This is a genomic window from Bordetella petrii (assembly GCF_000067205.1).
Taxonomy (GTDB): Bacteria; Pseudomonadota; Gammaproteobacteria; order Burkholderiales; family Burkholderiaceae_B; genus Bordetella_A; species Bordetella_A petrii.
The window spans coordinates 5238109-5252144 of sequence record NC_010170.1; the positions used below are offsets into that span (position 1 = coordinate 5238109).

A 14036-nucleotide genomic window follows, 5' to 3' on the forward strand; every position below is an offset into this window, starting at 1 on the left:
TCTGGAGCGGGTGAAGGGAATCGAACCCTCGTCGTAAGCTTGGAAGGCTTCTGCTCTACCATTGAGCTACACCCGCAGGCTACCCTTTCACCGCTCGCCCGTATTCTGCAGTACCCGCCGCACAGCGAACCGTGCGGAAAAACCTGGGGCCTTACATTGAGAATCCAGGCGGCATGCCTGGATTCGGAATATGGGTCTCTGGTGGAGGAGGTTGGATTCGAACCAACGTAGGCGCAAGGCCAACAGATTTACAGTCTGCCCCCTTTAACCACTCGGGCACCCCTCCAGCGGAGAACTAGGGATTATGGACACTTTTGAATTGGAAGTCAAATCGGTCTGCAGCCAAGAACATGCGACGGCTTAGTAACGATCAAAAAAATCCTGCAGGCTGGCCGGATCGCGGGTAAGCGACAGGCCCAGCATCAGCAGGATGCGGGCCTTCTGGGGACTGAGCTCGCCGGCGGCGATGAAGCCGGCAGCGTCGTCATCGACTTCGACGTTGCGGCCGACCCGGCCGCTTCCCGTGCGGCTGGCGCGCACCACGGCTACGCCGCCAGCGGCCGCGCGCTGCAGCGCCTGCAGGGCGGCATCGGTGGCATTGCCATCGCCTACCCCGGCCAGCACTATGCCGCGCGCGCGCTCCGCCAGGAAATCGATCAGATCCGCGCCCAGGTCGACCCCGGCGTGTACGACGTCAACCCTGGGCCAGCCAGCAGTCTCGAGAGCCCCGAGGGAAAACGCGCTGGCTTTGGAGTGCACCGTATCGTTGCGCGAGAAGAAATTGGTTTGCGCGCCGCGCATGACCCCTGCCCTGCCGCGATTGGGCGAGGCAAAGGCATTGATGCCTGCGCAGGCGGTTTTCTGTACTTCGCGCGCGTAGTGGATGTCTTCGTTCATGACCACCAGCGGCCCGCGCCCGCGCGCGTCGGCGCATCCGGCCAGGGCCACGGCGTGAAACACGTTGGCCGGCCCATCGGCGCCCGGCGCGGTGGCCGGCCGCATGGCGCCGGTCAGCACCAGCGGTTTGTCGTGGCGAATGACCAGGCTGAGGAAATATGCGGTTTCTTCGAGCGTATCGGTGCCATGGGTGACCACGATACCGTCTACCGCGGGATCGTCGCACAACGCCTCGATGCGGCGCGCCAGGCTTGCCCACACGGCGTGCGACATGTTCTGGCTGCCGATGCTGGCCACCTGCTCGGCCTGGATGCGCGCCAGGCGGGCCAGGCCCGGCACCGCGTCGAGCAGTTGGCCGACCTGCAATGCGCCGGCGCGATAGGCATGTGATGCGCTCTCGGCCTGGGCGCCGGCGATAGTGCCTCCCGTCGCCAGCACGGCAATTGCCGGCAGGCGGGCCTCAGGCATCCAGCACTCCGGACAGGCCCTGGCGCTCGAGCAGCGAATTGAGGTGTTCCCAGCCATGGAAATCGATGACGATCTGGCCCTTTTCGCGCGCCCCCACCTTGAGGGCTACCCGCGTGCCTAATTGGTCGGACAGGGCTTCTTCGAGACGCGCCACATCGCGCGAGGCGCCATTGCTTTTCTTGCGAGGCGCCGCTTCGGATTCTTTGGCGGTTTTGGCGACGAGCTTTTCGGCTTCGCGCACCGAGAGGCGCTTGGCGATGATCTGGTTGGCCAGCTGGATTTGCATGGCGGCATCGACCGCCAACAGCGCACGGGCGTGGCCCATGTCGATATCGCCGGCCAGCAGCATGGTTTGTACCGGTGCGGCGAGGTTCATGAGCCGCAACAGGTTGCTGGTGGCCGAGCGCGATCGGCCGATAGCCTGGGCAGCCTGTTCGTGCGTCAGGCCGAATTCGTCGAGCAGACGGCGCACGCCCTGGGCTTCTTCGAGGGGGTTGAGGTCTTCGCGCTGTATGTTTTCTATGAGCGCCATGACGGCGGCGTTTTCATCCGCGACATCGCGCACCAGCACGGGCACTTCTTTCAGGCCGGCCAACTGTGCGGCCCGGAACCGGCGCTCACCGGCGATGATTTCGTAGTGGCCCGGATCGTCGCTGAGCGCGCGCACCAGAATGGGCTGCATGATGCCCTGGGTGCGGATAGACTCGGCCAGCTCGTTCAGGGCGCCTTCGTCCATGCGAGTGCGCGGCTGATACTTGCCGGCCCGCATCTTGACGACGGGCAGCGTCGCGGGCGGCCCTTCGGCTTTAGCGGGGGCTTTGCCGATGGTATCGATAGCGGGCCCGTCTGCGCCCAGCAGGGCATCCAGCCCGCGGCCCAGACCCTTGGGTTTTTTGGTGGCCATGTCGAATGATCCTTTTACAACTTTCAGTTCTTGGCGGGGCTGCGTTGCGAGCCGCCTGCCAGGGCGCCGACCACGGCAACGCCTCCTTCAGGCACAAGCTGGAACAATACGCCCGGCCGCGAATGCGGTGAACGTGTGGATAACCCCAGCATGGCGAGCAAAGCGTTCATGATGCAGCATCAGTCCATTGTTTCGACGCGCTTGACCATCTCGGCGCCGAACGAAATATAGGCCTGCGCCCCGCGCGAAGACTGGTCGTACACCACGCCGGGCAAGCCATAGCTGGGCGCTTCGGCCAGCCGCACATTGCGAGGAATGACCGTGGAAAACACCTTGTCGCCGAAGTGCGACTCGAGCTGCGCCGACACCTGCTGCTGCAGGGTCATGCGCGGGTCGAACATGACGCGCAGCAGGCCGATCAGGCGCAGTTCGCCGTTGATATTGCGATGCACGCGCTTGATAGTGTTAACCAGATCGGATAATCCTTCGAGGGCGAAGTATTCACACTGCATGGGAATAATGACCCCATGCGCCGCCGCCAGGCCGTTGAGTGTAAGCAGCGACAGGGTGGGCGGGCAGTCGATGAGCACGAAGTCGTATTGGTCGACGATCGCGTCGATGGCGGCCTTCAGTTGGCGCTCGCGCTCGTCCATGTTGACCAGGTCGATTTCGGCGCCAGCAAGCTCGCGGTTGGCTGGCAGCACATCGTAGCCCCCTGCTTCTGACCGCACCCGCGCCTGTGCGATAGACGCGTCTCCTATCAGCACCTGGTACAGATTGGATTCCAGGCTGCTTTTGTCGATGCCGCTGCCCATGGTGGCGTTGCCTTGGGGATCGAGATCTATCAGCAACACTCGCTTGCCGTGTTTGGCCAGGCCCGCCGCCAGGTTGATGGCGGTGGTAGTCTTGCCAACGCCGCCTTTCTGATTTGCGATGCAGAATACGCGGGCGCCGTTCGGGCTGGACGATGTGGTGTTCATAGAGTTCCTTGACTGCGACGCATCCAGATCAGGCAGCGTTGCGCATCCAGCGCCGGGACTTGCAGCGCCTGGATTTCTTGCACCTGCCATTCGCCCTGCTGGTGCAGGGTTTGAATCTCGTCTTCCGGGACCTTCCCTTTCATGGCGACGAGCGTACCATCGTTGCGCACGTGGCGACCCGCCAGCGACGCGAAATCATTGAGCGAAGCGAATGCGCGAGAGATCACGACATCGCACCCGGCCGGCGGCAGTTCTTCGACCCGTGCATGCAGCGCCCGCAAGTTGGGCAGAGCAAGCACGCCAGACATCTGCCGCACGAAAGCCATTTTCTTTTCCACTGCATCGACGCAGCCTATTTGCCAGGTGGGCCTCATGATGGCTAGCACAACGCCGGGCAACCCGCCGCCTGAGCCAATGTCATACACAGTCGCGGCCGTATCTGCGCCTACGACCCGGCTGAGGGGATCGACGACACTCAGGCTGTCGAACAGGTGCTGCACCAGCATCTGCTCCGGGTCGCGGATGGCAGTCAGGTTGTAGGTGCGGTTCCAGCGCTGCATTTGCGCCAGATACGCCAGCAGTTTGTCGGCTTGGGCGGCTTCCACCCGCAGGCCCAGGCTGTCACAGGCCTGCCGCAAGCGGCCGTTCGGGTCGGCACCGGATGAACCCCGATGTTCGCCGTCGGGGCGGCCTGGCGGGCCGGCCACAGCGCCTGCGTGCTGCGCACTCCGGTATTCGCCCTTGGGGCGGCCCGGCGAGCTCATGGTGGAGCCTGCGTGCTGCGCACTCCGGTATTCGCCCTTGGGGCGGCCCGGCGGGCTCATGGTGGAGCCTGCGTGCTGCGCACTCCGGTATTCGCCCTTGGGGCGGCCCGGCGGGCTCATGCCGCCTGCTTGCGCGAGCCGTAGTGCAGGCGCTTGAGGTGGATGAGCAGCAAGGAGATGGCTGCGGGGGTGACGCCGGAGATGCGGGCGGCCTGGCCGATGGTTTCCGGCCGATGAGTCTTGAGTTTTTGGCGCACTTCGAACGACAGGCTGCTGACTGCGTCGTAATCGATGTCGGCCGGAATGCGTTGCTGCTCGTGCGCCAGGTGTTTCTGCACTTCGTCCTGCTGGCGGGCAATGTAGCCGGCATACTTGACCTGAATTTCCACCTGCTCGGCCAGAATGTCATCGTCAGTGACGCCCGGGCCGGCCAGCAAGCTGCCATCTGCATTTCGAGCCCGCATCAGCGCGGCATAAGAAACGGCAGGCCGCTTCAGTAAATCTGATAGTGAGTACTCACGCTCAATTGCCTTGCCGAGCAAAGGCTCCGCCGTCTCGGCGGGGAAATTACGCGGATTGACCCAAGTCGATTTAAGGCGCTCGACTTCCGCGGCAACGGCATCCCGCTTGCGGCTAAAGGCATCCCAGCGTGCATCGTCGACTAAGCCCAGCTTGCGCCCTATTTCGGTCAGCCGCAAATCGGCATTGTCCTCACGCAGGCTTAACCGGTATTCCGCGCGCGATGTGAACATGCGATAGGGTTCGGTAACGCCGCGCGTGACCAAGTCATCGACCAACACGCCCAGGTATGCCTCGTCGCGGCGCGGCGTCCAGGTGTCGCGATCCAGTGCCTGCAGCGCGGCGTTGGCACCCGCCAGCAAGCCTTGCGCTGCGGCCTCTTCGTAGCCGGTAGTGCCGTTGATCTGACCTGCGAAATACAGGCCGCCGATCGCCTTGGTTTCCAAAGTACTCTTGAGCGCGCGAGGGTCGAAGTAGTCGTACTCGATAGCGTAGCCCGGGCGCAGGATGTGCGCATTTTCAAGCCCTGGCAAGGAGTGGATCAAGTCCCACTGCACATCGAACGGCAGGCTAGTGGATACGCCATTGGGGTAGACCTCGTGTGTGTCCAGTCCCTCTGGCTCCAGGAACACCTGATGCGAGGCCTTGTCGGCAAAGCGATGAATCTTGTCTTCGATAGACGGGCAATAGCGTGGACCGACGCCTTCGATGACTCCGCTGTACATGGGCGAACGATCAAGTCCGCCGCGGATGATGTCGTGAGTGCGTGCGTTGGTATGGGTAATCCAGCAGGGCAACTGCCGGGGATGCATGGCGGCGTTGCCCAGGAACGAGAACACTGGCACAGGATCTAGGTCGCCGGGCTGCTCTTCGAGCACGCTGTAATCGATAGTGCGCCCATCGATACGAGGCGGAGTGCCCGTTTTCAGGCGTCCTTGCGGCAACTGTAGCTCTTTCAGTCGCTGACCCAAGGAAGTTGCCGGAGGATCGCCCGCGCGGCCGCCGGAATAATTCTGCAAGCCCACGTGAATCAGGCCATTCAAGAACGTCCCGGCCGTAAGCACAACAGTGCGGCCGCGAAATTTCAGGCCGATCTGTGTGACTGCGCCAACCACCCGGTCGCCTTCGACCATGAGGTCATCTACGGCCTGCTGGAAAATCCAAAGCCCCGGCTGGTTTTCCAGCCGGCTACGAATGGCCTTGCGGTACAACACCCGGTCGGCCTGGGCACGCGTGGCCCGCACAGCCGGCCCCTTCGAACCGTTCAAGATGCGAAACTGGATCCCTGCTTCATCGGTGGCCAGCGCCATTGCCCCACCCAAAGCATCCACCTCTTTAACCAGATGCCCCTTACCGATGCCGCCAATCGACGGATTGCAGGACATCTGACCCAGTGTTTCGATGTTGTGCGTCAATAACAGCGTCTTGGCGCCGATGCGGGCTGCGGCTAACGCGGCCTCGGTGCCAGCGTGGCCGCCACCGACAACTATCACGTCAAATTCGCGCGGGTAATCCATGATGAAAAGCAGAGAAAAGAGCTAGTTAGGCTCCATTATAGAGGTGACCCGACTAATGTTTCACGTGAAACCTTGAGCGGAGTTGCAACCGCTGACGTCACAGGTCGGGCGCCAATGTTTCACGTGGAACATCCCTCGCGGGGAAGGAAAACCAAGAACGTATGGTTTCACGTGAAACATACCCCGTACTGCCTTATTGCAGCGCACCGTTCGCACCGTGGATTCGCGTCCATCAAGACGCCCGGCGGAGGTTGTGCCAGATAGCTATCCACAATATACCCACAGAGAAGCCCGCCCAAATTGACCCATCAAATGAGATGGCGCCCCTGGGGATATCTTTGTGAACAACTCCGACGGCCTTGCCGCGCTGCAGCAGCAAGACGCTCTGCACGCTCGGCGAAAGCCCTTCAACAATTACGGCCTCCCGAACGGAAGCTGGGCCTTAAGCACTGGAAAACATACAGCTTTTTGCGACTATTTGTCCGTCTCATGCCCGTAGTACATGCGCGATAGCTTTCTTCCTATGAACAAGCCAGAGCTTATAACTCCGCTGTGCAAAACTATCGTCAGCACACGTTGGCACGCGGCCGCCAACAAGGATGTAGGCCACGCTTGCCTAACCTATCCACAGAGTTATGCCCGTACTTACTCACACGGTGCTGACCCACGTCGCGGCCGGGGCCGGCGCGCGCATCGGCTGCCCAGACGTAACAACGCCCCGGGAGCCTGGAGGCTGCGGGGCGTTGCACCAGGGGCGGGCCCCTGGTTTACGGGAAAGCGGGATTTCCCGATTTAAAGCGGCCGGATATCGGCCGCTTGAGGCCCTTTCGGGCCATCTTTGACTTCAAACTCGACTTCCTGGCCTTCGTTAAGGCTGCGGTAACCGCGACCCTGAATAGCCGAGAAATGCGCGAAAACGTCGGTACCGCCAGCGTCCGGCGTGATGAAGCCGAAACCTTTATCGGCGTTGAACCACTTGACCTTGCCCTTCTGAACCATTTGTATAGCGTCCTGGTAATAAAAACGAATGCAAGTGAATCAAGGACGCCAACGCCTGAGAGATGCCTTTGCAACACTTGAATCAACTGCGAAAGTCAGCATACTCACGCATCTTGGACAAAACAAATAGTTGTTTACCCCTATGTGGCGTTTTCCCAATGGCGGCGGCGGTGCACGCCCCTGCCACCGTCGGGCCATGTTGGTGGGATACTTACGCGGTTTCTTTCCTCATTATTCCTTCCACGCTGCTTCATTGCCATGATCCGATCCAAGTTGCCAGACGTCGGCACGACCATTTTTACCGTCATGAGCCGGCTGGCCATTGAGCATCAAGCCATCAACCTGGGGCAGGGCTTCCCCGATTTCGATCCCGATCCAAAACTGTGTGAGCTCGTTGCGAAGGCCATGAGCGCCGGTCACAACCAGTATCCCTACATGCCCGGCGTAGCACCGCTGCGCCAGGCCATCGCGGAAAAGACGCAGGCGCTATATGGCCGGGCCTACGATCCCGAAACCGAGATCACCGTAACCAGCGGGGCAACCGAAGCCCTGATGGCTACTGTGCTTGCCGCCGTTAACAGTGGCGACGAAGTGGTCGTGATCGAGCCATGCTATGACTCGTACTTGCCCGCCATTCGCCTGGCCGGGGGTACGGCGGTACCCGTGCCGCTGCGCGCGCCCACCCTGGAAGACCCTTACTACCGTATCGATTGGCTACGCGTGCGCGACGCGATTACGTCTCGCACCCGCCTGCTGATGCTGAATTTTCCGCACAACCCGACCGGCGCCGTTTTGAACGACAGCGATCTGGATGCGCTGGAAAGCATCGTGCGGGACACCGGCATACTGTTATTGTCCGACGAGGTCTACGAACACATCGTATTCGATGGCAAGCCGCACGCCAGCCTGGCGCGTCGGCCCTTGCTCGCCGAGCATGCTTTCGTGATTTCTTCGTTCGGCAAGACCTACCACACGACCGGCTGGAAAGTGGGCTATTGCTGCGCGCCGCGCCAGCTTAGCGCCGAGCTGCGCAAGGTGCACCAGTTCATGGTGTTCACAGTGTCTTCGCCCATGCAGTTTGCGCTGGCCGAGTATATGCGCAACCCGCAGCCCTACAACGACTTGCCGGCGTTCTACCAGGCCAAGCGCGACCGCCTGGCCGCCGGCCTGGCACGTACGCGCTTCAAACCTTTGCCCAGCCCCGGCACGTTTTTCATGCTGGCCGATTACAGCGCCATCTCGAAACAGTCCGAAGCCGATTTTGCCCGCGACCTGACTGTGCAGCATGGGGTCACGGTGATTCCGGTATCAGCGTTCTATCAACATCCCGACGCCGAATCGTCCAATCACCAACTGGTGCGCTTCTGCTTTGCCAAGAAGGACGCCACGCTGGACGCGGCCATCGAGCGCCTGGTAAACGTGTAGAAAAAAAAATGGGGCCGGATGACTGCTCATCCGGCCCCGCAAAAGCAGCAGGTGGTCAGACCGCGGCGTCGCGCGCCCGCCGATTCTGACGAATCCGGCGCAGCAACTGCGGAACAATGACCACGGCTGCGGCGGCAATCCACAGGCCCACCGATACCGAGCTGCTGTACAGCACGGATACATCGCCGTTGGTAATGGACAAAGCCCGGCGCAGGTTCTGTTCCATCATGTCGCCCAGCACCACCCCGAGCACCAGAGGCGCCATCGGCACGCCGAACTTGCGCAGGAAATAACCTATTGTACCGATGCCAACCACCATCAGCAGGTCGAACGTGCCCGAGTTGATCGCATAAACGCCGATGTAGCTGATGCTGAGGATACCCGGCACCATCAACCAGCCCGGCACCGACAGCACCTTGGAGAACACCCGGACCATCGGCACGTTCATCAGGAACAGCAGCACGTTGGCGATGAACAGCGATGCGATCAGGCCCCACACCAGTTCAGGCTTGGTATCGAACAGTACCGGGCCCGGCGTGATGTTGTAGAGCGTCAGCGCCCCCATCATGACGGCGGTGGTGCCCGATCCCGGCACACCCAGCGTGAGCATGGGCACGAACGAGCCGATGGCCGATGCGGTGGCGGCCGATTCAGGCGCAACCAGGCCGCGCATGTCGCCCTTGCCGAACTTGGCGTTCGGGTCTTTGCTTTCGATGATGCGCTTTTCCTGCGAGTACGCAACAGCCGCGGCCACGCTGGCGCCAGCGCCGGGCAACACGCCCACGCCGAACCCCACCAGCGCGCTACGCCCGATACTGCCGGCGGTGAAGGCCAGTTCTTTCAGATTGAACAGCTTGCGGCCGCTGGACTTGACCTCGACGCTATGGCCGGCCACGACCTTTTCTAGCATTTCCAGCATCTCGGCCACTGCGAACAGCGCAATGACGACCACCACGAAGTCGATCCCATCGGCCAGGTGCACCGAATCGAACGTATAGCGATACACGCCCGAGTTCGAGTCAACCCCGATCACCGAAATGCCCAGGCCGATCATGGCGGCCAGCACGCCCTTGACCGGCTGCTTGCCCAGCAGGCTGGTCAGGCAGCAGAAGGCAAAGACCATCAGCACGAAATACTCGGCCGGCCCGAAGGCCAGCGCCCACTTGGCCAGCAAGGGCGCCAGCAGGATGATGCCGGTAACGGACACGATGGAGCCCGCGAACGCCGACGCCGCAGACAGCGACAGGGCCACGTTGGCCATGCCTTGCCGGGCCAACGGATAACCATCGAGGGTAGTCATGATGGCGCTGGCCTCGCCAGGCACGTTCAGCAGAATTGAGGTGATGCGTCCCCCGTATTCAGCCCCTACGTATACCGCGGCCAACAGAATCAAGGCCGTTTCCGGCGGCAGATTCATGGCGAAGGCGATGGGTATAAGCATCGCCACGCCGTTAATGGGGCCGAGCCCCGGCAATACGCCCACCATGGTGCCGATGAACGAGCCGATGGCGGCCACCAGCAGGTTGGTCAGCGAGAAGGCAACGCCGAAGCCGATGGACAAGTGATCGAGAATGGCGCTCATATCAGGTCTCCCAGCAGGCCGGCAGGCAAGACCACATCCAGCGCCTGGTCAAACAGCAGAAAGAAGAAAACGCCCATGATGACGCCACCCAGGGCGCATTTCAGCCAGGTTCCCCCGAACAGGCGCCCAACGAAAATTGTCATCAGGGCAGTTGAAATGACAAATCCGAGCCACTGGAACAAGAATGCGTAAGCTGCCGCGGCCAGCACCATCAAGGCGATGCGCGAGTTGGCGCCCGCCGAATTCTCTTCCACGGGGTTGCCGCCCTTGATGGCCAGGCGCAGCCCGCACAGGCCGATAATCAGCGCGACCAGCATCGGGAAAGCGCGCGGCCCTACCGGTTCGTAGGCGAACGGAGCTTCGATATCCCAGCCCAGCCATGTCATGAGGGCGGCCAGAATCAGGGCAAATATGCCCAAGGTTCGATCATTCATGATCCAGTTTCCAGAAATCGGAAAGCCGCCGGCGCGCCCGTGCACGCGTGTGGCGCGCGGCGGCGTGGAACGGGCGGCCAGGCGCCGCCCCAAAGCCACTGCTTACTTTTTGATCAGCCCGAAGCTATCGGCCAATTCGTAGTACATCTTCACGCGTTCTTTGACGTAGGCGTCGAGTTCGGCGCCGGTTTTGCTGAACGGGAACAGGCCCTGCTGCTCGCGCAGCTTGGCGTATTCAGGCGAAGCCATGGTCTTGTTGAAGGCATCAACCCAGAATTGGTAGTCTTTGTCGGACACCTTGGGACCAACATAGAAGCCGCGAATGATGGGCCAGTCGATGTCGTAGCCCTGTTCCTTGGCCGTGGGCACCGAGTTCAGCTTGCCAGGCAGGCGTTCGCTGTTGAATACGGCCAGTACACGAATCGGCGCGCCGCCTTCCAGCATGGTGAAGGCTTCGGCCGCGTCGCCCATGTAAGCCTGGATGTGGCCGCCACGCAGCGCCGTCACGGCTTCACCGCCGCCCTCGAAAGCCACGAAGCGCATTTTGCGGAAGTCCACGCCGGCCGCCTTGGCGGTCAGGGCGGCTTTCATCCAGTCCTGGCTCCCGACGGTACCACCGGCGCCCAGCACGATCTTGGTGGGATCCTTTTTGAAGGCCTCCATCAGGCTCTTCAGGTCGGTGTAGGGCGAGTCGTTCCGCACCACGGCCACGCCGTAGTCGGAACCGATGCCTGCCAGCCAGCGCACGTCGTTGACGTTGTATTTGCCGAATTTGCCTTGCGCCAGGTTCAACAGCGACCCGCCGGAGAAGGCCACGATGGTGCCGGGTTCGTCGGGATGCTGGGCCACGATGTTGTTGTAGGCCACCGCGCCAATGCCGCCGGGCATGTAGATGATGCGCATGGGTTCTTTCAATGCGCCGCTTTGCTTCAGGCCCTCGGTGGCCAGCCGGCAGGTCAGGTCGAAACCGCCGCCGGGTTGGGCCGGTGCGATACATTCGGGCCGGCGCGGCTCGTCGGCCGCGTGGGCAGCCATGCCCACAGACAGCGCACATGCGCCAATAACCGCCGCCAGGCGGGCTTTCAGAAAGGATTGCATCTTGCGGTCTCCGTGAATCGCTTTTTGGATGTCGTCGTAGGCGGGCCTTGTCCCGCATAACGGGATCACGGCCAACGGACCAGAACCGTACTCAACGCAGGCTTTCCGGAAGCTTTCAGAATCACGCAATTTCATGCCGCATCGCAGCATTCGGGAAGGAATCTAGGGTAAATACCAATGCCGCGCGCAAACCAGGCGAGGGCGCGCGGTTCTCCAGCACCATTTTCCCGCCGTGAATTTCCACGATAGTGCGCACGATGGCCAGCCCCAGTCCGGCCCCAGGCTTGTTCTTGCCCGCGGCGCCGCGGCGGAACCGCACGCTGGCGCGGGCGATGTCTTCGGCCGACATGCCAGGGCCGTTGTCTTCCACGGTAAGGCGGGCGTAGCGTTCGTCGGCATAGACCCGCACCGTGACCTGACTGGCCGGCGCGGTATAGCGAATGGCGTTATCCACCAGATTGCTCAAGGCTTCGCGAAGCAGCCAATCGACGCCCGGGATACATACCGGCAGGCTCGAGGCCTCCAGGCCCAGGTCGATCTGGCGCGCCCGGGCGGCCGGCAGCAAGGCGCGAATCACGCCCTGCGCCACTTCGGCCAGATCCACCCGTTCGGGTGCCAGGCCGTCTTCGGACAGCGGCGCATCTTTGGCGCGCGCCAGTGCCAGCATCTGGTTGGTGGTGCGCACCGCGCGGTCCAGCCCTTCCTGCATGGCCAGGAGCACCGCACGGACCTCCTGCGGATCCGATTCGCGCAAGGCATAGGCAGTCTGGGTGCGCAATACCGACAACGGCGTGCGCAACTGATGCGAGGCATCGTCCAGGAACTGCCGCTGTAGCCTCGCCTGAGCCGCAAAACGGGCCATGTGAAGGTTTACGGCATCGACCAGGGGGCCGACCTCACCCGGGATGTTCGTCGCGTCTACGGGGCTGAGATCGTCTGCGGACCTGCCTTCCACTTCCTGGCGCAACCGTTCAAGGGGACGGACCGCCATGAATACGCTCCATACGACTACCAGCACCACGATGGCAATAACCACGATGTCGCGCTCGACCGCCCGCACCAGCGCCCGCTGCAGGAAATCCTGGCGCGATTCGAGGGTTTCGGCCACCTGCACGATGACGCGGCCGCCGCGGTTGTTGTACAGGGGCGGGTCCATGGGGCGCGCCAACGCGGCAACACGCAGCGGCACGCCCTGGTATTCGGCGTAGAAAAACTGGGGTTGCCCCGAAATGAGCGGTTTGTCGGGCAAAGGCAGATTGGGACTGCCGATTTCCGCCAGGCCATCTTCAGTGGCAACACGGTAGTACACACTGCCGTTGGCCGTGAGCTCGAAAAATTCGAGCATCAGATAGGGTTGTTCCATGGCCAGGCCGCCGCTGGCTGTGGATATGTTGTGATCGATGGAACGCAGCGCGCCGGATAGCGAGCGGTCGTAGGCCAGGTCGACCTGGTGCCGCAACTGGTAGTTCGACAGCCACAAAGCCGCCAGCATGATGCAGACCAGGGCCGGGATCAGCCACCACAACAGCAACGATTTCAGCGTGCGGCGCGCTGATCCTGCCCAATGGCCGGGCCTAATGTTCAAGAACGGCCTCCAGGCAGTAGCCCAAGCCACGCAATGTGACGATTTGCACGCCAGTGTCCGCCAGTTTCTTGCGCAGTCGGTGCACCAGCACTTCGATGGCTTCCAGGTTGACATCGGAATCGTCTGTCTGGATGCGGTCGAGAATCTGTTGCTTATTCATGGGTTCGCCGCTGCGCTGGATCAGTACGCGCAGCACGGCATGTTCGCGCGGCGAGAGTTGCAGCGGCTGGCCACGCACGGTGAAGCGCTGGGCGGACGTGTCCAGTATCAGGTCGCCCAGCGCCAGGCGAGGATGTTCGCGGCCGCGGCTGCGCCGGATCAGCGCGGTAAGCCGCGCTTCCAGTTCTTCCAGGACGAAGGGTTTGGGCAGAAAGTCGTCGGCGCCTTCGTGCAACGTACCCACGCGTTCGGCGAGTGAATCGCGAGCGGTCAGTACCAGCACGGGGGTACGGTCGTCGCGGGCGCGGATTTTCGACAGCAGGGTGTGCCCGTCCATGCCGGGCAGGCCCAGGTCGAGGATGACAGCGTCGAATTCCTCGACCGCCAGGCGTCGTTCGGCCAGCAGCCCGTCGTCAGCCCACTCCACCACAAAACCGGCATGGCGGGCCAGGCTGCGAGACAGCCATCTGGCCAGTTCGGCCTCGTCTTCTATGAGCAGGATACGCATGACCTGAATTTTGGCATTGGCGGCTGGTGGTAGGGCATTGATGTTTTTCTCTTTTCTTTTTCTTTATATAAAGACTAATGATTAATAAGGGCTGTGGATAACTGCATCAACTTGAATTTTCTCCGTGTTTTCAATTGCTTGCCGCCGTTTTTGGCTGTGCAGGACTTCTGTTTGAAGTTTGGGACCAAGTTGAACAA

The 14036-nt window shown here is 61.9% G+C and carries 13 protein-coding genes and 2 tRNA genes; 1 reads left to right on the plus strand and 14 read right to left on the minus strand.

Annotated elements, in window-relative coordinates:
- Window positions 1–2 precede the first annotated feature (2 nt).
- From BPET_RS25160 to BPET_RS25195, 9 genes are all read right to left on the minus strand, one after another.
- Window positions 3–76: transfer RNA gene (locus BPET_RS25160), tRNA-Gly, on the minus strand.
- Window positions 77–199: 123 nt separating this feature from the next.
- A tRNA-Tyr gene (locus BPET_RS25165) sits at window positions 200–286 on the minus strand.
- Between the two features lie 74 nt (window positions 287–360).
- Window positions 361–1365 (minus strand): asparaginase, encoded by a 1005-nt coding sequence (locus BPET_RS25170; protein WP_012251789.1) that lies wholly within the window; start codon window positions 1363–1365, stop codon window positions 361–363.
- On the minus strand, window positions 1358–2269 hold the full coding sequence (locus tag BPET_RS25175) for a ParB/RepB/Spo0J family partition protein (protein ID WP_012251790.1): 912 nt from the start codon (window positions 2267–2269) through the stop codon (window positions 1358–1360). Before BPET_RS25175 ends, BPET_RS25170 begins: the two co-directional genes overlap by 8 nt.
- Before the next feature lie 23 nt (window positions 2270–2292).
- Window positions 2293–2439, minus strand: a complete 147-nt coding sequence (locus tag BPET_RS26990; RefSeq protein WP_158310103.1) for a hypothetical protein — start codon at window positions 2437–2439, stop codon at window positions 2293–2295.
- 9 nt (window positions 2440–2448) lie between these two features.
- A complete protein-coding gene (locus tag BPET_RS25180) occupies window positions 2449–3249 on the minus strand; it encodes a ParA family protein (protein WP_012251791.1) in 801 nt (266 codons plus the stop codon).
- Entirely contained in the window at window positions 3246–3887 is a 642-nt protein-coding gene (rsmG, locus tag BPET_RS25185) for a 16S rRNA (guanine(527)-N(7))-methyltransferase RsmG (RefSeq protein ID WP_041864447.1), read from the minus strand. The genes BPET_RS25180 and rsmG overlap by 4 nt, the downstream gene beginning before the upstream one ends.
- A gap of 242 nt (window positions 3888–4129) precedes the next feature.
- Window positions 4130–6049 (minus strand): tRNA uridine-5-carboxymethylaminomethyl(34) synthesis enzyme MnmG, encoded by a 1920-nt coding sequence (mnmG, locus tag BPET_RS25190; RefSeq protein ID WP_012251793.1) that lies wholly within the window; start codon window positions 6047–6049, stop codon window positions 4130–4132.
- A gap of 792 nt (window positions 6050–6841) precedes the next feature.
- Window positions 6842–7048, minus strand: coding sequence for a cold-shock protein (locus BPET_RS25195; RefSeq protein ID WP_012251794.1), 207 nt, complete (start codon window positions 7046–7048; stop codon window positions 6842–6844).
- 258 nt (window positions 7049–7306) lie between these two features.
- On the opposite strand from BPET_RS25195, the gene BPET_RS25200 reads away from it, so the two are divergent.
- A complete protein-coding gene (locus BPET_RS25200) occupies window positions 7307–8473 on the plus strand; it encodes a pyridoxal phosphate-dependent aminotransferase (protein ID WP_012251795.1) in 1167 nt (388 codons plus the stop codon).
- 55 nt (window positions 8474–8528) lie between these two features.
- Here BPET_RS25200 and BPET_RS25205 read toward each other — a convergent pair whose 3' ends face one another.
- From BPET_RS25205 to BPET_RS26305, 5 genes are all read right to left on the minus strand, one after another.
- Window positions 8529–10055 (minus strand): tripartite tricarboxylate transporter permease, encoded by a 1527-nt coding sequence (locus BPET_RS25205; protein WP_012251796.1) that lies wholly within the window; start codon window positions 10053–10055, stop codon window positions 8529–8531.
- Complete coding sequence (locus BPET_RS25210) at window positions 10052–10489, minus strand: tripartite tricarboxylate transporter TctB family protein (protein WP_041864448.1); 438 nt, start codon at window positions 10487–10489, stop codon at window positions 10052–10054. Before BPET_RS25210 ends, BPET_RS25205 begins: the two co-directional genes overlap by 4 nt.
- A gap of 102 nt (window positions 10490–10591) precedes the next feature.
- Window positions 10592–11587 carry a Bug family tripartite tricarboxylate transporter substrate binding protein gene (locus tag BPET_RS25215; protein ID WP_012251798.1) on the minus strand — a complete coding sequence of 332 codons (996 nt, stop codon included), beginning with the start codon at window positions 11585–11587 and terminating at the stop codon, window positions 10592–10594.
- A 121-nt stretch (window positions 11588–11708) separates the two neighbouring features.
- Window positions 11709–13079, minus strand: a complete 1371-nt coding sequence (locus BPET_RS25220; RefSeq protein WP_162098156.1) for a sensor histidine kinase — start codon at window positions 13077–13079, stop codon at window positions 11709–11711.
- A gap of 82 nt (window positions 13080–13161) precedes the next feature.
- The gene (locus BPET_RS26305; protein ID WP_012251800.1) at window positions 13162–13839 is read right to left on the minus strand and encodes a response regulator; all 678 of its coding nucleotides are present in this window, start codon (window positions 13837–13839) and stop codon (window positions 13162–13164) included.
- Window positions 13840–14036 lie beyond the last annotated feature (197 nt).